The 19,091-nt window shown below is 53.5% G+C and carries 19 protein-coding genes; 12 read left to right on the forward strand and 7 right to left on the reverse strand.

The window, feature by feature from the left end:
* The coding region (locus VGJ94_03625) for a CHAT domain-containing tetratricopeptide repeat protein (protein ID HEY3275686.1) at positions 1-2,200 on the forward strand (2,200 nt) is incomplete at its 5' end.
* A 73-nt stretch (positions 2,201-2,273) separates the two neighbouring features.
* Here the strand turns inward: VGJ94_03625 and VGJ94_03630 are convergent.
* Together VGJ94_03630 and VGJ94_03635 are read right to left on the reverse strand one after the other, a co-directional pair.
* Entirely contained in the window at positions 2,274-3,893 is a 1,620-nt protein-coding gene (locus VGJ94_03630; protein ID HEY3275687.1) for a methyl-accepting chemotaxis protein, read from the reverse strand.
* A gap of 124 nt (positions 3,894-4,017) precedes the next feature.
* On the reverse strand, positions 4,018-5,265 hold the full coding sequence (locus tag VGJ94_03635; protein ID HEY3275688.1) for a PAS domain S-box protein: 1,248 nt from the start codon (positions 5,263-5,265) through the stop codon (positions 4,018-4,020).
* Positions 5,266-5,485: 220 nt separating this feature from the next.
* Here VGJ94_03635 and VGJ94_03640 point away from each other — a divergent pair, with 220 nt between their 5' ends.
* The 5 genes from VGJ94_03640 (at position 5,486) to VGJ94_03660 (ending at position 9,107) form a co-directional block, all read left to right on the forward strand.
* Positions 5,486-6,016 carry a RimK/LysX family protein gene (locus VGJ94_03640; GenBank protein ID HEY3275689.1) on the forward strand — a complete coding sequence of 177 codons (531 nt, stop codon included), beginning with the start codon at positions 5,486-5,488 and terminating at the stop codon, positions 6,014-6,016.
* A gap of 96 nt (positions 6,017-6,112) precedes the next feature.
* Positions 6,113-6,814, forward strand: a complete 702-nt coding sequence (locus tag VGJ94_03645; protein HEY3275690.1) for a response regulator transcription factor — start codon at positions 6,113-6,115, stop codon at positions 6,812-6,814.
* Complete coding sequence (locus VGJ94_03650; GenBank protein HEY3275691.1) at positions 6,807-8,174, forward strand: ATP-binding protein; 1,368 nt, start codon at positions 6,807-6,809, stop codon at positions 8,172-8,174. Before VGJ94_03645 ends, VGJ94_03650 begins: the two co-directional genes overlap by 8 nt.
* Positions 8,175-8,250: 76 nt before the next feature.
* Positions 8,251-8,691, forward strand: a complete 441-nt coding sequence (locus tag VGJ94_03655; GenBank protein HEY3275692.1) for a hypothetical protein — start codon at positions 8,251-8,253, stop codon at positions 8,689-8,691.
* Positions 8,692-8,759: 68 nt separating this feature from the next.
* Positions 8,760-9,107, forward strand: a complete 348-nt coding sequence (locus tag VGJ94_03660) for a hypothetical protein (protein HEY3275693.1) — start codon at positions 8,760-8,762, stop codon at positions 9,105-9,107.
* Positions 9,108-9,317: 210 nt separating this feature from the next.
* Here VGJ94_03660 and VGJ94_03665 read toward each other — a convergent pair whose 3' ends face one another.
* From VGJ94_03665 to VGJ94_03675, 3 genes are read right to left on the reverse strand one after another with little or no spacing between them, the layout of a single operon-like run.
* Entirely contained in the window at positions 9,318-9,668 is a 351-nt protein-coding gene (locus tag VGJ94_03665; protein ID HEY3275694.1) for a molybdenum cofactor biosynthesis protein MoaE, read from the reverse strand.
* Positions 9,669-9,707: 39 nt separating this feature from the next.
* Positions 9,708-10,235, reverse strand: a complete 528-nt coding sequence (locus VGJ94_03670; protein HEY3275695.1) for a DUF6691 family protein — start codon at positions 10,233-10,235, stop codon at positions 9,708-9,710.
* Positions 10,232-10,759: a YeeE/YedE thiosulfate transporter family protein gene (locus VGJ94_03675; GenBank protein ID HEY3275696.1), complete on the reverse strand. Its 528-nt coding sequence runs from the start codon at positions 10,757-10,759 to the stop codon at positions 10,232-10,234. The genes VGJ94_03670 and VGJ94_03675 overlap by 4 nt, the downstream gene beginning before the upstream one ends.
* A gap of 232 nt (positions 10,760-10,991) precedes the next feature.
* Between VGJ94_03675 and VGJ94_03680 the strand changes: the two genes are divergently transcribed.
* The 5 genes from VGJ94_03680 (at position 10,992) to VGJ94_03700 (ending at position 17,233) form a co-directional block, all read left to right on the forward strand.
* Positions 10,992-11,372: a NifB/NifX family molybdenum-iron cluster-binding protein gene (locus VGJ94_03680; GenBank protein ID HEY3275697.1), complete on the forward strand. Its 381-nt coding sequence runs from the start codon at positions 10,992-10,994 to the stop codon at positions 11,370-11,372.
* A 387-nt stretch (positions 11,373-11,759) separates the two neighbouring features.
* The gene (locus VGJ94_03685) at positions 11,760-13,940 is read left to right on the forward strand and encodes a heavy metal translocating P-type ATPase (GenBank protein ID HEY3275698.1); all 2,181 of its coding nucleotides are present in this window, start codon (positions 11,760-11,762) and stop codon (positions 13,938-13,940) included.
* Between the two features lie 40 nt (positions 13,941-13,980).
* Positions 13,981-14,895: a radical SAM protein gene (locus tag VGJ94_03690; protein HEY3275699.1), complete on the forward strand. Its 915-nt coding sequence runs from the start codon at positions 13,981-13,983 to the stop codon at positions 14,893-14,895.
* A gap of 324 nt (positions 14,896-15,219) precedes the next feature.
* Positions 15,220-15,468, forward strand: coding sequence for a hypothetical protein (locus tag VGJ94_03695; GenBank protein HEY3275700.1), 249 nt, complete (start codon positions 15,220-15,222; stop codon positions 15,466-15,468).
* 190 nt (positions 15,469-15,658) lie between these two features.
* Entirely contained in the window at positions 15,659-17,233 is a 1,575-nt protein-coding gene (locus tag VGJ94_03700) for a hypothetical protein (protein ID HEY3275701.1), read from the forward strand.
* Positions 17,234-17,411: 178 nt separating this feature from the next.
* Here VGJ94_03700 and VGJ94_03705 read toward each other — a convergent pair whose 3' ends face one another.
* Positions 17,412-17,882: a multiheme c-type cytochrome gene (locus VGJ94_03705; protein HEY3275702.1), complete on the reverse strand. Its 471-nt coding sequence runs from the start codon at positions 17,880-17,882 to the stop codon at positions 17,412-17,414.
* Positions 17,858-18,322, reverse strand: a complete 465-nt coding sequence (locus VGJ94_03710; GenBank protein ID HEY3275703.1) for a hypothetical protein — start codon at positions 18,320-18,322, stop codon at positions 17,858-17,860. Before VGJ94_03710 ends, VGJ94_03705 begins: the two co-directional genes overlap by 25 nt.
* Positions 18,323-18,770: 448 nt before the next feature.
* Here VGJ94_03710 and VGJ94_03715 point away from each other — a divergent pair, with 448 nt between their 5' ends.
* A complete protein-coding gene (locus VGJ94_03715) occupies positions 18,771-19,085 on the forward strand; it encodes a DUF134 domain-containing protein (GenBank protein ID HEY3275704.1) in 315 nt (104 codons plus the stop codon).
* Positions 19,086-19,091 lie beyond the last annotated feature (6 nt).

Below are 19,091 nucleotides of genomic sequence, written 5' to 3' on the forward strand. Positions count from 1 at the left end.
AGAGATTCGGGAAAAAGCGCTCGGTAAAGACCACCTCGAAGTTGCCGAAACTCTCAATTCCCTCGGGGGCCTCTACCAGTCCCGGGGCGCGATAAAAGAGGCGGAGCAGTATTTCCGGAGGTCCCTTGATATCAGGGAAAAGGCCTTCGGCAAGTATCACCCTGCGGTTGCGGAGAGCCTCGACACCCTTGCCGGTCTTTACACGGCAACAGGCAGATATCGAGAGGCCGAGGAGCGTTACAAAACATCCCTTGAAATACGGGAAAAATCCTATGGCAAGGATCAGGCCTTTGCGGCGGACAGCCAGCATAACCTTGGGGTCCTCTACCGCCTGTCAGCCAGGTACGACTCCTCTTCCCACTATCTCCGGAAGGCGTATGACCTGCGTTGGGCCGCCTTAGGGGAAACCCATCCCAAAGTCGGGGCCACCGCGAAAGAGCTCGCCCTTCTTTACGCGTACCAGGGGAAACATAAGGAGAGCCATCGCTTTTTTGTCCAGAGCATAAAGATAGAGGCCGTCAAAAGGAATAATGTCTTTCTCCTCCTCTCCGAAAGGGAGAAGCTCAATTATATGAAGGAGACGGAGATATCCACATTCGAGTTTTTAAGCCATTCCGCGGCATATATGGCTTCGGACGAGTTGGCCGTGAAGGAGACGCTCGATGCCTGGCTCCAATGGAAAGGGGCGGTCATGGAGGCCCAGGGCAAGCACCTCGCCGCTGTGGTCTCTTCCGGCAACGAGAAGGTGAGGGAGCTTTTCCAGAAATTGACAAAGGCCCGGAGGGAGATCGCGAAACTCCAGACCTCCCGGTGGAGCGATGCGACCTTCAAAGAGATCAAGGAGAGCCTCGCATCCCGTGAAAAGGCCAAGGAGAGCCTCGAAGCGGAGCTCTCATCCTTGAGCGGCGATTTCGAGATAGAGAAGAAGGCGGGAAAAACCGACACTGCCGGCATCTCCCGTATACTCCCCACGGACTCCATCTATCTCGATTTTGCAAAGATCGATATATTCGATTTTACGAAAAAAGTCTGGTCCGAGCCCCGGTACCTCGTCTTCATCCTCAGTCCCGGCGCACCACCGCGCGTCGCCCTTCTCGATCTCGGTCCGGCGGAGAAAATAGACCGTCATATCGGGTCTTACCTGAAAGCAATGAACGCTGCCAGGTCAGGGTATGTACCCAACAAAAGAACCCTCGACAAAGAGGGCGGCCTGCTCTATTCGCTCGTCGCGGCCCCCCTCGAACCATACATCAAAGAAAAACGGCACCTGTACATAAGCCCGGACGGAAACCTCAACCTTGTGCCCTTTGAAGTACTGGCAAATGCCGAAGGGATTTATCCCATAGAAAAATATCAGATCAGCTACATTGCCGCCGGAAGGGATATTGCCCGGCTCGAGGGCAAGCACTCGCCAAAGAAACAAGCTGTCGCGGCGCTCATACTTGCCGACCCGGATTATGACCTCGGCGTCACCCTGCCCAACTCGACAACCAAAGAAGGTCCCCGGACTCAGGGCGCCGAAGGGGGGGCTGGGACGAGCGCAGGCGGCCTTAGCTCGTTTTCGAGGCTTCCCGACACAAAAGGCGAGGCGGATACAATCCAGAAAATCCTCACCGAGAAGATGAACATTCCGGTCCGCAATTACCAGGACCGGCACGCGATCGAGGCGGTCCTCCTCGCCGCCGAGTCCCCCGCCATAGTACACCTGGCTACCCACGGCTATTTCATAGGGAAAGATGAGGGCAAGGACACCGCCAACGGCGCCTCCCCCCGGGAATCGCCCCTCAAGGACAGTCCCATGTTCCGCTCCGGCCTCGCCCTCGCGGGCATCAATCTTTCCCTGAAAGAAGGAAAGGACGAAGGCATAATGAGCGCGGAGAAGGTTATGGGCCTCAGGCTTCTGGGCACCGAGCTCGTGGTATTGTCGGCCTGCGAAACGGGAGTGGGGGACGTGGAGAAAGGAGAAGGCGTTTTCGGTCTGAAACGGGCGTTCATACTGTCGGGAGCGAAGGCAGTGGTCCTGAGCCTCTGGAGCGTTCCCAGTGCGGAAACCATGCAGCTCATGACCCGGTTTTACGGGCTCATGGCGGAGGGAAAACCAAAGGCGGAAGCTCTCAGGCAGTCAAAATTGGAGTTAATGAGAAAGAAGGCAAACCCTTTTTATTGGGGCGCCTTTATCCTGGTAGGCAACCCGTACTGAGTGAGATAAATGATATGAAATACCGGCGGCCCGAAAACCGGACCGCCGGATGCAGATCCCTCTCATTAAAAATCTATATCCTGAAACCCCGGACTGAATCCTCAAGAGTGACGGATAGACTGGAGAGCTCAAGGGCAGCCTGTGTCACCTGCTCGGCAGCGCTCGATGATTCTTTTGTTACCGCCGCGACCTGTTCTATGTCCTTCGCGATCTCGTCCGTCGTCGAGTTCATCTCTTCTATGGCGGTAGCGATCTGCTGAACCATGGACTGGAGGTTCGAGGAGCTGCCCACTATCTCGCCAAGGGCTGACCCCGCCTCGTTCGATAGCTCAACGCCGAGTCTCACGCTCTCCGACGCCTCGCCCATGGACTGGACTGCCCTGTCCACTCCGGTTTTAATGGCATTTATCATACTGCCTATCTCTTGCGTGGACTTACCCGTCCTTTCGGCGAGCTTCTTCACCTCGTCCGCAACAACCGCAAATCCCCTGCCTGCCTCTCCGGCCCGGGCCGCCTCTATCGCGGCATTAAGGGCGAGGAGATTTGTCTGATCTGCGATCTCATTGATTACCAGCACTATCTCCCCTATTTTTTCCGACTGTTCCCCAAGCTGCTTCACGAGGTCGGAAGATTTATGTACCGTCTTCGCGATCTCTTTTACCTCATTGACGGACTTGTTCACTATTCCGCTTCCATTCTCCGCCGTGTGAACCATCTCCTTGGCAGATCCTGAAATACTATTCGCATTTTTCGCGATATCGAGAGAAGCCTGCGACATCTCCTCGGAGGCTGTCGATACCTGGATCGTCCTCTCCACCTGTGCCGTGGCGCCCCTCGCCAGCTGTTCTGCGCTTGCGCTCAATTCATGGCTCGCCGATGCAACGCTTGCCGCGGAAGTCTTTACCCCTTTAATCAAAGTCTTCCACGTTTCCACCATGTTTTTCATCGAGTTGAGAAGTTTGCCCACCTCATCATGCCTGTCGGCATTCACTTCGACATCGAGCTCGCCTCTGGCAAGTTTGTCCGCAATCCGTACCCCCTCCGAAAGAGGGACGGTAATGCTCTTGGTGAGAAACCATGCGGTCCCGAGGCCGAGGCCGGCGGCGATAATGCTGAATATGACGAGAAGGAGCCTGAAGAAACTTCCTTTTTTGAGGGCTGCCTCGTGAGCCGCGCTCATGGCCTCTTCCTGGTATGCAATGAGCTTCTCCAGGAGCTCTATATTTTTTGTCCCTGCCGGACGCGCATCCCGTACGAAAGCGGCAAGGGCCTCGTCCCGCTTTCCCGCCTTCGCCAGCTCGCCCACCTTCTGGTTCGCTTCTTTTCCTCTCAGGGCAGTTTCTTTCAGTTCAGCGATGATTTCTTTTCCCTTTTCTGTCTGTTCGAGTTTCTGCAAAGCCGCGAAGCCGGCACCCTGCTCCTGTCTCTTCACGCCGACCAGCTTCTTCTGCTCCTCGATTACGGAAGCATCATCGGTCATTATAATAACGGCCATTCCATAAAATATTTGGTCTATTGCCTTGATCACCGCATTAGATGTAGCCACCTTCGCCACATTCACCTTCATGACCCTGTCGAAGGTGGCGTCCACCTGCTTCATGTTGACATAGGCCATCATGAGCACAATCACCATAATGCCGATTACCATACTGAACCCTATAATAAGCTTTTTACCAATACCCACATCTCTCACCTTTCTTCCTCCTCGTTTCAAGTCTGTCATGCCGGACAAAAGGGCGCTCCATTCATAATAATTTTGTCGAGTATCTGAGTAAAATCTTTATGCTGAATTTATCCGGATATAGTACTTAGTTAAACTACGTATTGTGAAGTGTAACGAGGTGAGATCGGAGATTGATTTTTTTCGTGTGAAGCCCGAGCTTCGCCCGGATATTATCCCTGTGGGTGTCGACAGTTCTCTTCGATATATTCAGGAGGGCCGCGATTTCCTTACTCGTCTTCCCGCCCTTGATAAAGTCGGCAATCTGCATTTCCGTGGGGGTGAAGCGGGAATAGACGGCATTCATCTTCTGAAGAAAAGGTGACATAATTTCGTCCAGAATAGATTCAATGCTCAGCACAAAGGCCTTTTGGCTCTCGTTCAGTTGCCCCGCTTTCAATTTCTCTAGGTATGGGAAAACCAGATCCTTTATATTTCCCATCATTGCCTTTTCCAGCTCCCTCTGATGCTCCTCCCTGTTTCGGAGCAGGACTTTCAACGCCGTATTGGCCTCTTCAAGAAAGACAGACTTTATACCGAGCTCCTCTTCCCGTTTCCTGAGCACCTCTTCCGCGGCCTTTCTTTCAGAGATATCTTTCACAATTCCTTCGTAGTATTCAACCTTACCCTCTCCGTCACGAACGGCCCGAACATTCATGGAGATCCAGATCTCTTCGCCGTCACGGCGGCAGACCTTTGTTTCGAAGCCCACTACCGGCTCTCCTTGTTCCAACCGACGCACGAGGTCCCTGCGATCTTCCGGGCGGACGAAAATCTGAGCACCTATGTCCTTCACCTCCTCCATCATCCGCGCAGGATCGGAGAACCCATGCATTCTTGCAAACGCGGGGTTAACGTTGATATAGGTTCCTCCCGGCGTGCTCCGGAATATACCGATCGTGCTCCTCTGAAAGAGGCTCCGATATTCCGCCTCGCTCTCTCTCAACGCCTCCTGGGCCTGTTTCATACGGGTAATATCGGTCGCGATGTGGATAATGCGCGTCACCTTTCCTTCCTCATCAGCCAGGGGGACGCAGGAGACCAGGAAAGTGCCCCGGAGGGTCTCTATCTCCATTTCAGCGGGTTCTATCGATCCATCAAGGAGGAGCTTCTCCAACGGGCAGCCCGGTGCGGGCAGATTTGCGCCATGGAACAGCTCGTAGCATTTCATGCCCAATACGGCTTCTTCGTCCATCCCCATCAATTCGAGAGCGCATGGATTTATTTCGAGTATGGTGCGGTCTGCGGCAAGGACGATAATCGGTTGGGAGACTTTCCGAAAGAAGATCTCCCAATACTCCTTTCCTGTAAGACCTTTGTTCGTTTTCTTATGAGGCTTTTTCATGAGGCCGCTAATTAAGCTTACCCCCTGCCGTCTCTTCTCTTTTTAATGCGAAGTCCCATTACCATCCAAGAACCTCGTGAGATTAGTATACCTCTGCCGTTCATCTATGTGGACAATTATTTCTCTCTTCTGGTAAATATATATGAACAGGATAATTCCTTCTCCATCCCTGTGCGGGTGAAGAAGGAATAAATTTACGGTCATCGAAAGGAAGAAGGCCATGCAGAGGAAGATTGAGACAGGCGCTAGAAGGCAAAGAGCAATAAGAATCGGTTTTCTTCTTATGTCGGCTGCGGCAATTTTGTTTTATTCCATATCCGCGCCGGCAGCGAAGGACCTGGCCACGATCGGATACATCGAGGAGGTGGTCCTCCTTCCCTGGGGTATCAAACTGCCTGCAAGGGTCGATACCGGGGCATCCATGACATCCCTCGATGCCCGGGATATAGTGGTGAAACAAAAAAAAGTAACCTTTAAGCTGCCGGAGGATTTCGGGGAGCAGGAGTACGACCTGCCCATAGTGCGATATGGCAATGTAACCTCCTCAATGGGGATTCAGGAGAGGCCGGTCGTAGAACTGGAGCTCTGCGTCGGCACCACGAAATTTAAAGTGCTGGTCAATCTGAATGACCGCTCGGCCGTGAAATATCCCCTTATCATCGGGCGTAATCTCCTCCGGCGTGAATTTCTCGTCGATCCGGGAAAGAGACACCTCCAGCCCCCGGCATGCCCCGGCCTGCGACCGAAATGAAACCTGTGGCGCTGGATGCGCTTTTGCCCGGTTCGCTCCTCGTCCCCTTTAGCGCCTTGAAATTGCGCTTCGGTGGGTTGTAGTGTAGAGTGTACTATGCTTTATCCCATACTTATCGTGGAAGATGACCCGAAGATTGCCCGAATCGTAAGGGTATACCTGGAGGGCGCGGGTTTCCGGGTGGTCCATGCGGAGAGAGGGAAAGAGGCCCTTGACGCGGCCCGCAAAGAGAAACCCATGCTGGTGATCCTCGACCTGATGTTGCCTGACACCACGGGCGAAGAACTCTGCCTTGAGCTCAGGGACCTCGGTGAAATCCCTATCATCATGCTCACGGCAAAATCATCCGAAGAGGAGAGGGTCGCGGGCTTCGCCCTCGGCGCGGACGATTACGTGGTAAAGCCCTTCAGCCCCCGCGAGTTGGTTTTCAGGGTGAAGGCGGTGCTCAAACGTTTTGAAAAGGGCGACCTCTCGGGCAAAGAACCTTTAAGCTTTCACGGGGGATCCTTGTCTATAGACGGTCAGGATTACCGGGTAATGAAGGGAGGGAACCTTGTCCGCCTGACCCCCACGGAATTCAAGCTCCTTTTTACCCTGGCAAGCAACCCCCACAGGGTATTCACCCGGGGGGAGCTTGTGGAAAAAGCCCTGGGGTACCAGTTCGAAGGCTATGAGCGAAGCGTTGATGCCCATATCAAGAATATCCGCCGGAAGATCGAAGACGACCTCCAGAACCCTTTCTTTATCCACACGATTTATGGGGTGGGCTATCGTTTTTCTGTGAGTCGGGATGGTTAAGGGCCTTCGTCCCAAGTTTCTACTCCTTCTCCTCGGCGTGGCGCTCCTTTCCCTTTGCAGTGCCCTTGCGGTGCGGGAGCTCATGCTCAGGGATTTCGCATCTTATCTCGAGGGAGAAAAAGAAGATAAGGTGTACTGGATTCTCGCCCACCTCGAAGGCTCCTTTGACCGGAGCTCCGGCTGGAGGCTGGATACGCAGGCAGAAGACGCTCTGTGGGCGCTCAACCTGGGATTTGAGATGAAACTGCGGGACCGTGACGGGAAGCCCGTCATGGATACAGAGCAGGCGATCGCAACTGCCACTCCTCTCGTGAAAAAAAGACTTAAAGCCCTCTCGGATTACAGGGCTGCCGGTCCGACGGGTGATTTCATGCCCTACCCTCTTTTCCTTGGCGGCGTTCAGATCGGCACCCTGGAACTGAGGGAGCTCAAGCCCGCAAAAGAAAGCCTCTTCGTGCGGCGATCCGACCTGTTCTTACTTGCCTCTCTTATCGTCCTCGGCGGTCTTGCTGCACTTCTCAGCATACTTCTATCGCGACGACTCACGAAACCTATCCTTGAACTGTCAAAGGCAGCTTCAGCCATAAGCCGCGGGGACTACACCAAACGCGTGGAGATTCGCAGGCGCGATGAAGTGGGTGATCTTTCTGACGTCTTCAACAGGATGGGTAACGCCATTGAGACCCACGAGACCCTGAGGAGGAAGCTCATTGCCGACGTTGCGCATGAATTAAGGACCCCCCTCGGTGTCATGCGCGGAGAGCTCGAGGCCATGCTGGACGGCCTCATGCCGAACGATCCCGAACGTCTCCAATCACTCTACGATGAAACGGGCCGCCTCAAGCACGTCGTCGATGCCATAGAAGAGTTGAATCAAGCGGAAGCGGGCAGGCTCTCCCTGAAGCGGCAAGATCTTCCCCTGGGACCTTTTCTTGCCAATATAGCCGAAAGATTTAAGGCAAACTTTAAAGAGAAAGGGGTATCCCTGGACTTGGTGCATCGCGGAGAGCCTGTGGTATGGGCGGACCCGGAACGGCTCAGCCAAATCGTGCTCAATCTCCTTAGTAACGCCCTAAAAGCGGCACCCTCAGGCGGGCACGTGCGGATAATAGCTTCGAAAGAGCAAAGCGAGGGGCTTCTCGCGATTGAAGATGACGGACCGGGAATAAGACCGCAAGATCTGCCTTTGATTTTCGAGAGGTTTTATAAAGGCCCGGCAGGAGGTCTCGGAATCGGTCTCACCATCGTGAAAGAACTCACAGAGGCCCACGGAGGGAAAGTAGAGGTGACGAGCGTGTTGGGAAAGGGCGCTTCATTTCTCATTCACCTGCCAGCGGCCGGTCTTCACAATTCTTCATAATCTCTTCGTGAGCCCTTCATATTCCTCCTTTATACTTACACTATAAATTACATATTCCACAAAGGAGGAATAGGAGATGAAAAAAATCGGATTGGCAGCATTAGTGGTAGCATTGGGCGTCGTATTTTTGGGAAGCGCGGCATTCGCATGGCAGGGACGGGGCGGCGGTTGTGGCCCGTGTGCATACGGAAACGGCCAGGAAGCAGGCACGCAGACCCCGATCGACCCCGCCGCACTCAGGGCGTTCCAGAAAGAGACCCTCCCCTTGAGAGATGAGGCGATGGCGAAGCGTGTGGAGATCAGAAACGAATTTGCAAAGGAGAAGCCCGATCAGACAAAGATAGCAACCCTCCAGAAGGAGATGATCGATCTTCGCGCCAAGATCAGGACCGCAGCTCAAAAACAGGGCCTTCCTGCAGGCTACGGACCGGGAATGGGTGGTTCCGGTAAGGGCGGAATGGGTGGTTCGGGTATGGGCGGCAGAGGTGCCGGCCGCGGCAACTGCAATATGTGGTAAAATATACGTTCACCACAGGGACCCCGTTCGTGCGGGGTCCCCGGTTTTTATTTTGAGGAGGCGGCACAGTGTTGATACGAATGGTTTTAATGGCTATTTTGGCGGCATCGATCCTTATGCCTCTGCCTTCCCGGGCCCAGCCGAGGGAGCCGGGATGGTATGAAGGGATGCCTTACGGCCATTCCTGCCCCGGACGCCACTGGGGGCCTTACGGCGGCAGAAGAGCCGTGAAAAACAGCGCAGAGGCGAAACAGGCCATAGAGAAGTATTTTGCCGGCTCGTCGAGGACCCTGCAGGTTGCGATTACCGTCGAAAGAAGGTGGTTCTATATTGCCGAGATTACAGAGCCCGACGGGACTCTTGTAGATAAATTGATCATAGATAAAAGGACCGGAAGGATACGTTCGATTTATTAGTGCATTTCCTCAGTATTAATTGACTTCGCCGTCACTCCTTATGGATCATCACCCATGCCCAGTAATTTCCCGATCTATAGATGCATACGAGAGGATTATGGCCGAGACACTGTTTTTACCGCGAGTACGGTGGTGGGGCGAGAGTATATTTACGCCCCTTCATCCCGGGAGACCTCTCGTTCGACACACTTAGCCCCGGTTTCTTTTGCATCAGCCAATCTCCTTTTCGTGGACTATCTCTTTCTTTACGACGGAAAGGAGCTCCTGGAGGGCGGGCAGCACATCGGTCCTAAACCTTCCCGCAACAAGGAGGAACATGATATCATCGCCCACGTAAAGCTCCCCCTCGTTGATCCACGCCCTGATCTCCGCAATTCCCTCTCTTCTTTTGAATTCTTTTACCGTCTTTTCAAGAAGTTCTTTATCGTAGGAGAGGATCATGCCCTTTACCGGCCTGCCCTCCTTCGAGGTTCCCCTGACTATTCCATTATGGGCAAGCATCATGCCTATCTCATCGGGATCGAAATTCTTCTTTATCTCTTCTATCCATCTGTCTATCACAATCAATTATCTCCCTTACGATGATCCATTTTAATCGTTTTATAATGCCTTCTTTTCAAACCATCGGAACATGGCAATTCCCGCGATGACGAGAATTGCGGCCACAACCCAGTGGTTGATCCCGAAGATCTGAGGCAGGGTGATTTTACCGTACATGCCCCAGCTCAGGATATTACCTTTCATTAAAGGGTACGCTTCGGAAAACAGGGCCGCTCCCACGAGCATTCCGAGAATTCCCCAGACGGCATCCCACCGTCCTTCGCCCAGGGCGCCCAGGGAAGTGCCGGGACAATACCCGAAGAGGGCCCAGCCCGCGCCGAAAAGGAGGCCTCCTATTATATTTGCCCCGAGGATCGTGGGCTTTATGGCCAGCTTCACCAGTCCGAGGTCCTTAAGGAGGTAGACTCCCACCATGGCCACGAGGATCGTGGTAAACATAAATTTCACTATCGTCATATCTTCGAGAAGAAGCGCCCCGAGCTGCTTATCATACCGGATCACCCGCGCCCTCTGAAGTAAATACCCGAAAATGACACCCGTAATAAGGCCGTACATGAGCTCGCTCATCTCTTTACCCCTCCCCTGTAGAGGATGTTCGCCACGATGAGTCCCCCCACGAAGAAGCAAATCAGTGATATGTAACCGCTTGCCGAAAGCTGGAGTGAACCACTCAGCCCGTGTCCGCTCGGTCACCCGTCGGCGAGACGGGCCCCGAACATGGCAACAACCCCTCCCGCAAAGGCGGTGATCCCGCGTTTCATCTTCCCCGGACCGAAACGCTCCTCCCATCTCGACGGCACCGCCTGCACACGAAAACTCCCTGAAGTAGCCGAGGCGATAAGAGAGCCGGCGAAGATGCCGGCAACGAACATCCACTGCCAATCTATCTTCGGTGTCTCCTTTATAAAGTACTCCATTCCTCGTACCCGCTCCTCAGCGAATACTTTCTCAATGAGGCCGGCTGTCCTGACGAAAGTAGTCGATGCCCCTATATACTTGCCCGTAAACCAGGCGGAGAATATGAGGAGCAGACCCGTCAACGCCCCCGCGAGATAGGGATTCCATCCCTTCCCTTCTATGCCCTTTTCCATGGATGACCTCCCTCTCTTATTTCCTATGCGGCAATTACTGTGTTCATAAGATTATCACGGCAAAAAGTCAAGTTTAAACAGCAGCTACTGCCCTTGACATATTATGAGCATATGTTTATAATTAAAAAAATGGATTTTTGATTTGACGACAAGATGGAATAGAGGATTCAACCTCGAGGGCATTTATTTTTCGAGTTAAGGTTTACAATAAAACATCAACGGAGGATTTCTCATGAAAGTATGTTTCGCAGTTGAAAAAGACCAGGGGCTTCAGAGCAGCGTCTACAGTCATTTCGGCTCCGCACCGGCTTTCATCGTGGTCGACACCACGGCGGACCAGGCGGTTGCGGTAGACAATAAAGACTTGCATCATGTTCATGGAGCGTGTAATCCTATTATGGCGATGGGAGGCCAGGACGTGGATGCCGTGGTAGTGGGCGGAATTGGCGCAGGGGCCATCCGGGGCCTGAATTCAAAGGGTATCCGGGTGTTTCGCGCGGTCGCTCCCACGGTGAAAGAGAATCTCGACATTCTCGTGACCACGGGTCTGCCTGAAATGCTGATTCAACATGCCTGTGGCGGCCATGACCAGGGCCACGGCTGCGCACATTAAGGGATTGCTGGGAATGCAGTGTCCTGGAGATCAAAAGGGAGTGTAAAAATGCCGATATACGAGTATAGATGTGAAAAATGCGGAACGGTGACGGAGGTACTCCAACTCGGGAAAGAAGATATTCCCCCCTGCGGGAGTTGTGGCGGCTCCGATTTGATCAAGCTAATGTCAGCGGCGAATGTTTCCATGGGCGGAAGCCGGTCGTCCTTCGCTCCTGATGGCTGCTCCGGATCACCCGATACGTGTGCGTCTGCCCATACCTGCAGTCACCCGGGGTGCTGCGGCAGCTAACCGGTGCTGCACGTAAAGTGTAGACTCCGGCGCTCGTCCCGGGCTCCCGGCTCGAACCGGGGATTACAAGTCCGCAATGTAGTATGAGGAGGCCCGATGCCCGACAAAATTGAACTACCCATAAAAGGGATGAGCTGCGCGGCATGTGCCGCGCGGATCGAGCGGGAGTTGAATAAACTTTCGGACGTGGGTGAGGCCCGGGTCAATTTCCCCCTCAAGAAGGCTGTCATTATCCCGAAAAGGGAGATCGAGCTCAAAGAGGTGATACGCCTCATAAGGGACATCGGCTACGACGTAGACCTCGAAGCCGACGTGACCATTCGCGCGCGGAAAGAGGAGGCGGAGCTGAAAAGGAGCTTCATCTTCTCCGCGTGCCTGAGCGCAGTGATCATGCTCTTCTCCATGTGGATGGTCCTCCCGGACGTGGTTCTTCTTATCCTTACTCTTCCGGTCCAGTTTTATTTCGGCCTCCGCTTTCACCGCTCCGCGATTCAGGGCCTTAAACACCTGACTACCGACATGAATACCCTAATATCGGTGGGCACTTCATCCGCATTTTTTTACAGCGTCTTCGTCACTTTCTTCCCTCACGTGATAGAATCCGCCGGAATCAAGCCTGTCACCTATTTCGATACGAGCGCGGTCATTATTACTCTGATCCTCCTTGGGCGCTATCTCGAATCCAAGGCAAAAACCAAGACTTATACGGCCATAAAGATGCTTTACGAACTTTCCCCGAAGGACTGCATAGTCCTTAAAGACGGCAATGAGGTCCGCGTGCCTACAGACGCCCTGGAAGTGGGCGACACAATACTCGTGAGGCCGGGCGAAAGGGTCCCTATCGACGGCGCCGTACTGGAGGGGGCAACCCACGTGGATGAGTCCATGATCACCGGTGAATCGATGCCTGTAAGCAAGGGGCCCGGGGATGAAGTCATAGGCGGGACTATTACGGGAAAAGGCTCGATTACCATCAAAGCGGTCAGGGTCGGAAAAGATACGGTCCTTTCCAAAGTGATCCGTCTCGTGGAGGAAGCCCAGTTCACCAAAGCTCCCGTGCAGCGCCTTGCGGACAAGGTGGCGGGCGTATTTGTTCCCACGGTCATGGTCATCGCAATCCTTGCCTTTGCGGTCTGGTTTATTGTGGGACCGGAGCCCCGGCTCACCAACGCTATCCTCTCCTTCGTGAGCGTCCTCATTATCGCCTGCCCCTGTGCCCTGGGCCTCGCAACTCCCACTGCCATAATGGTATCGACGGGCGCGGGCGCCAAGAACGGCATTCTCATCAAAAGTGCGGAGGCCCTCGAGGTAACCAATAAAGTGCGGTATGTGCTCTTCGACAAAACCGGCACCTTAACGAAAGGGGTCATCACCCTCGCAGATATCATACCCTTTGAAGGAAATTCCGAAGACGACCTGTTGAGTATTGCCTATAATCTGGAGCGCCATTCCGAACATCCCTTTTCTGAGGCCTTAAGGCAAAAGGCCGAGCCTCTTGCCCTTCCCACCCTTAAAGTCGATGATTTCAAGGCGATTACAGGCAAAGGCATTCAGGGGAGCATAGAGGGAAACATTTACCGGGTGGGCAACGCAGCCCTCTACGAGGAGTCGGGCAGGACCCTGGACGGCACGGCAAAGGATATATACCACGAGAAGGAAAAAAAGGCCTCCTCTCCCGTCCTCGTCTGGGGTGATAAAGGCCTCATCGGCATCCTCACGTTTAGTGACGTGGTCCGGGAGGAAGCTGCGGAGGTGGTCAGGGAGCTTGCCCGAATGGGTATAGAAACCGTCATGATCACCGGCGACAGCATGGCCGGGGCCGCGACGATTGCGGAAATAGTGGGGATAAGGGATTATCAGTATCGCGTACTCCCCGATCGGAAGGCTCAGGTGGTGGAGGAGTATAAGAAGAAGGGCATAACCGCCATGGTCGGTGACGGGATAAACGATGCCCCTTCCCTGGCGGGCGCCGACGTGGGAATCGCCATGGGCAAGGGCTCCGATATCGCCATAGAGTCTGCGGACGTGGTGCTCATGAAAGGCCAACTCATAAGACTGGTGAGCCTAATCAAGCTGTCTAAAAAGACAATCTGGATTATTAAAGAAAACCTCTTCTGGGCATTTATCTATAACATATTGGGAATCCCCATTGCCTTCGGCCTCCTCTATCCCTTTTTCGGCATCCGACTGGAGCCGATCTTCGGCGCCCTGGCCATGATGGTAAGCTCCGTCTCCGTGGTGACCAACTCCCTGAGGCTTCGGGGCTTCAAAGGCTAAGAAAGCTCACGACCACCCCTTGAGATGGCGAAGAAGGTTTATGAAACCGTCATATCTTGACGCGTACGAAAAAGGACGTTTTCCGCCCGTCATCGAGCAGGCTTTTCATATCCTGAAGGAATGTGACCTGTGCCCCAGGAGATGCCGCATAGACCGCACCCTTGGGGAGAAAGGTTTTTGCCGCGCAGGAGGTCTGCCGGAGGTATCGTCCTACGGCCCCCATTTTGGCGAAGAGAAACCCCTGGTGGGCATGCACGGCTCTGGCACCATATTCATGACCTACTGCAATCTCGGCTGTATCTTCTGTCAGAACTATAGTATCAGCAGGTTGGGCGAGGGAGAAGCAATTTCCTTCAGTGAGCTAAGCTCCATCATGGTCTCCCTCCAGAAGAGGGGTTGCCATAATATCAATTTCGTAAGCCCCAGCCATTTTGTTCCCCATATATTGAAGGCCCTGCCGGAGGCGATTGAAAGGGGCCTCTCCGTGCCTCTCGTCTACAACACGGGGGGATATGATTCAGTCGAGGCATTAAGACTCCTCGACGGCATTTTCGACATCTATATGCCCGATTTGAAGTTTCTCCACCGGAATGCTGCGCGGGAATATGCAGGGGCCTCCGATTACCCTGTTGTCGTAATGAAGGCCATACTCGAGATGCACCGCCAGGTGGGCGATCTTATTATAGATGACCGGGGGATGGCCCTGCGTGGCCTTCTCGTGCGTCACCTCGTGCTTCCGGCCGGCCTTGCCGGCACCCGTGAAGCCATGCGTTTTCTCGCGGGCCGGATATCGACGGCTACGTACGTGAACATTATGAACCAGTATTACCCCTGTGGCGATCTCATTCCGCCCGGCTCGCCTCTCGCCCGCAGGGTCACCAGGGAGGAATTCGGGGAAGCAGTCGCCATCGCCCATGAAGAGGGTCTCTTCAGGATCGACTCCGAACTCAGTTGAGCGGGCCCCTTTCGTGCTGTCCTCATCCCCGGCCCTCTCCGGGAACACCCCGGGACCTCTTCCCGCATTGATATCCGTAGGTCCATTCATCCTTCCGCCGGAGTATGGAGATCGCATACGATCTCTATCCGATGATCCTGCGAGACGAGCCTTATTTCTTGATATGACGAAAAAATCGATCACTATTCGTTATTTCACGGAATCAACTGATACCCACAAAACCTCTCTTTCTTACATTTTAGGGATTTAGCCGATAGTTCTGTGTGGCATCAGATATGCAAACGGTTACCCTTGTAGTCAAAATCTAACTTGAGGAGAAGCAAAATGAAGAAAGTTGTAATGTTTGTACTCGCACTTATGATCAGCGTTGTATTCGCATCTACGGGTTTTACGCAGGATAAGCCTGCCGCCGCCCCTGAGAAACCGGTAGCCGCCGAGAAGAAAGCCGACAAAAAAGCCGAGAAGAAAGCTGAGAAAGCCGAGAAGAAAGCTGAGAAGAAAGCTGAGAAGAAAGCTGAGAAAGCGGCTGACAAGAAAGACGACAAAGCGGCAGCTCCCGCCGACAAGAAGTAATATTGATGCGAAGGGGGAGTTTGCCTCCCCCTTTTTCCTCCCTTCTCTTTACATTCTTTATCCCCTTCCTCTGTTCCGGATCATTTAAGTATTATAATTAGAACTGTAACAAGTCACCGGTCCGATCCATATATCCAATCGGATTCGGGTATTTTGATGGTATCTCAATAATTCCGGGAGAGAGGGGACCATGACCATAAGAGGCCGTATTCTTTTTGTTATAGCGGTGTTGGCATTCATTATCGTCGGACCCTTATCTCCTTTCGCCGGGGCTCAAGGGGGCGTCGACAAAGGGGCGCGGAAAATAGAGAGCGACTCTCCGCCCGCAAAGGAGCCGAAGGATACGCGAAAGCAGCCGTGGGACCAAAAGCCATCGGTAACCCGCCATTCCATCACTATCAAAGGCAAAACCGTCGAGTATACGGCTACTGCGGGGTACCTTCCCCTCAGTGATGAATCCGGAAAGGTCGTTGCCCACGTCTTCTTTATCTCTTATATAAAGGAGCCGGGCACGGAGAAGGGGACAAGACCGCTTACCTTTTCTTTCAACGGAGGCCCGGGGGCAGCGTCCGTATGGCTTCACATGGCTGCCATGGGTCCCCGGAGAGTGATCCTCTCGGATGAGGGAAAGGGGGTCCCTCCGCCCTATGGGTGGACAACTAACGATGACACATGGCTCGATTTTACCGACCTCGTCTTTATCGATCCCATTGGCACGGGTTACAGCCGACCCGTGGAAGGTGTAAAGGCAGAGGCCTTTCTGGGGGTTCAAAAGGATATCGAGTCAGTGGCGCAGTTCATCCGCCTTTACACTACCCGCTACGAGAGATGGCTTTCACCGAAGTTCCTGGCCGGCGAAAGCTACGGCACTACCCGGGCGGCAGGTCTTTCGAAGTACCTCCAGGACAAAGTGGGCATGGCGCTTAATGGAATCGTCCTCATCTCGACCGTACTCGATTTTCAATCCGTTTTGCCGGGTCCCGACAATGACCTCTTTTATGCCCTTCTTCTGCCCGCCTATACTGCCGCCTCGCAGTATCACGGAAAACTCTCTCCCGCTCTCAAAGCTGATCCGGCGAAAACACGGGCAGAGGTAGAGCTTTTTGCGCTTCAGGAATACCTGCCGGCCCTTTCAATGGGATATACTCTTACGGCTGCCGAGAGAGAAAAAATCGTAGACAAACTTGCCCTTTACACCGGCCTGAGACATCTCACGATCAGAAATTCCAACCTTCGTATCGACAGGAGGGTCTTTGCGGGCCAACTTCTGGATGAAAGGAACCTCCGCCTGGGACTCTACGATTCGCGTTTTACCGCGAATTACCGCTACGAGCAATTTATGGAGGACCCGAGCATGTTTGAAGTGACGGCGCCCATGCTCTCGGCCTGCAACGATTATCTGCGAGGGGAGCTGAAATGGGAGAGCGATCTGCCCTACGAATTCATCTCGGACAAGATTTATCATCAATGGAATTGGGGCTCCGCGGATAGTGGTTACGTCAATACGACCACAAGCCTTGCCATGGCACTTAATCAAAACCGTTTTCTGAAAGTATTTATGGCAGGCGGGTATTATGACCTGGTCACATCCTATTTCGCCGCAAAATATAGTTTCAACCGAATGGGTCCCGATGCCGACCTAAGGCGCCGCATTACCGTCCGGTATTACGACGGAGGCCATCAATTATATATGGACCCCCTGTCCCGCCGCAAATTGACGGAAGACGGGGCAGCTTTCTATCGCAAAGCGCAGAGCGCTGAATAAAAGACGAGAGGGAATTCCGACAGGAAGACCCTCTCGTGAACGTCTGTCCCTCTCCCGTCTTCTACAAGTAGTCCGGGTTTACCAGCTATACTTCACCATGGGCGCCTGGGTGTCCTTTGCCCATTCTTCCATTGCCCCGTCATAGTCTTCACGTTCTTATAACCCAGTTCATGTCCTCCTATTTTTTGATGGGTTTTATAGAATATAATAATGCATCATTCGCCCTGGAGCCATCGGGGATCAACTTCTCTTTTGTGAGAAACCCCTTCTTCTCGACATGACATACCTCGCAGGAGCGGGTCCTTTCGGTTCTCTTCCTTATATTATGAGGGGATGTATCCCAATAATTGGGTACTTTATCGAAATTTTCCATATTGATCCCCACGCTCGAAAAGGTATCCCTCACCACCGGCACGGTCCTCAGGGTGGTGACGAGGCCCTTGTCCCGCGGGCTGAGTCCGAGTATGAAATCAGGCCGGGAAGTCGCCCCTTTGCTCAGATGGCAGGAGAAGCAGTTACGGTACGGGGCCGCCGAATGGCATGCCTGGCAGCTCACTTTTGCCGTATGGGCAATATGGGCGGACCTTGCCTTCTCGTTTTTTTCCTGACCCGTCTTATGGCATTTCACGCACGCCGGCTTATCAGGCAATTCCTTCTCGATTGATACGAGCGGCCGTTCCCGTGGGCTTCCGCTTTTGAATGGCAATCGAGGCAGATCATGCCCTTCTCATAATGCACATCTGCCGTACCCCCGTATTCACCGGTAAATTCGGGATATACCCTGCCGCCGTGGCAGAAGGCGCAGGTCTTTCCCTCATCTCTTTTCACGAATTTATGCCCTTTTATGAGACCGATGCTCACACCGCCTATTGATGGACCCTTGACGTGACAGTCCCCACAGGATGCATGACAGGACCGGCATGACTGTTGAAAGACCCTTTCATCGAAGGTCTTTTTCTCGCTCTTTGAAAACCTGGCGGAAACTCCATGTTTTTGCCCCATTGTGGTGTAATGAAGGGCGGTCTTGTATGTACCGGCGATTTCCTCATGGCAGGCCCCGCATGTCTTCAGATCGTCCGAAGGTCTCACGACCAGGCCCGAGTGTGCTTTTTCCTTTGTTGCCCCTTTGCCGTCTCCCTTATGACATGGAGTACACCCATCCGAAAGATGAGGGTCTTTGCCGATCAGGGACCTGTCGACCAGATAGCCCTTTAAATCTCATCCGCCTTAACTGGCGGAGGCGAGCCCGCTCACCCTTCGCCTTCTCCGCCTTGTACGACCGGGGCTTTGGCGAGGGATTTCAGTATCTGCGCATCGGTGTGGCATTTCATGCAGGAGCTTTCCTCAGTCGCGCTGCTGGAAATAAACCAGGGGAACAGACAAATGAACAGGGATACCGAAACTAACGCCAATCTCTCCCTCATGTCTCCTCCGCGCAATGAATTTGATCAATGTTATATGCGGAACAGCCGATGCAATGCTTTTCCGGCCGAATATTTAACTTGACTTGTGATGGGCCTGTGTTTACCATAAACCCATGGCCCGACCCAGGAAATGCCGATGCATGAACTGCATCCCCCACGCCGTCTACTTCAAGCCGAGAGGCGTTCCTCTCACCCGCCTTGAAGAGATCTCTCTGAAGCCGGACGAATTCGAGGCGATCAGCCTTGCCGACCATCAGGGCCTTTATCACGAGGAGGCGGCAAAAAAGATGGGTGTTTCCCGGCCCACATTCAGCAGGATCCTGGGATTGGCGAGACACAAGGTGGCTCTCGTTCTGGTGGAGGCGAAAGCACTTCGAATCGAGACTCAGGACGGGATGGAGAAAGAAGAAGAAGAAGAAGAAGCATGAGCATCA

The sequence above is a fragment of the Syntrophorhabdaceae bacterium genome (genome assembly GCA_036504895.1).
Taxonomy (GTDB): Bacteria; Desulfobacterota; Syntrophorhabdia; order Syntrophorhabdales; family Syntrophorhabdaceae; genus PNOM01.

Coding starts and splice junctions, on each gene's coding strand:
- VGJ94_03655 (HEY3275692.1), top strand. CDS start 8,251: ATGAAAAAAATCGGATTGGCAGCATTAGTGGTAGCATTGGGCGTCGTA.
- VGJ94_03670 (HEY3275695.1), bottom strand. CDS start 10,235: ATGAGCGAGCTCATGTACGGCCTTATTACGGGTGTCATTTTCGGGTAT.
- VGJ94_03645 (HEY3275690.1), top strand. CDS start 6,113: ATGCTTTATCCCATACTTATCGTGGAAGATGACCCGAAGATTGCCCGA.
- VGJ94_03695 (HEY3275700.1), top strand. CDS start 15,220: ATGAAGAAAGTTGTAATGTTTGTACTCGCACTTATGATCAGCGTTGTA.
- VGJ94_03680 (HEY3275697.1), top strand. CDS start 10,992: ATGAAAGTATGTTTCGCAGTTGAAAAAGACCAGGGGCTTCAGAGCAGC.
- VGJ94_03700 (HEY3275701.1), top strand. CDS start 15,659: ATGACCATAAGAGGCCGTATTCTTTTTGTTATAGCGGTGTTGGCATTC.
- VGJ94_03685 (HEY3275698.1), top strand. CDS start 11,760: ATGCCCGACAAAATTGAACTACCCATAAAAGGGATGAGCTGCGCGGCA.
- VGJ94_03650 (HEY3275691.1), top strand. CDS start 6,807: ATGGTTAAGGGCCTTCGTCCCAAGTTTCTACTCCTTCTCCTCGGCGTG.
- VGJ94_03640 (HEY3275689.1), top strand. CDS start 5,486: ATGCAGAGGAAGATTGAGACAGGCGCTAGAAGGCAAAGAGCAATAAGA.
- VGJ94_03690 (HEY3275699.1), top strand. CDS start 13,981: ATGAAACCGTCATATCTTGACGCGTACGAAAAAGGACGTTTTCCGCCC.
- VGJ94_03635 (HEY3275688.1), bottom strand. CDS start 5,265: ATGAAAAAGCCTCATAAGAAAACGAACAAAGGTCTTACAGGAAAGGAG.
- VGJ94_03715 (HEY3275704.1), top strand. CDS start 18,771: ATGGCCCGACCCAGGAAATGCCGATGCATGAACTGCATCCCCCACGCC.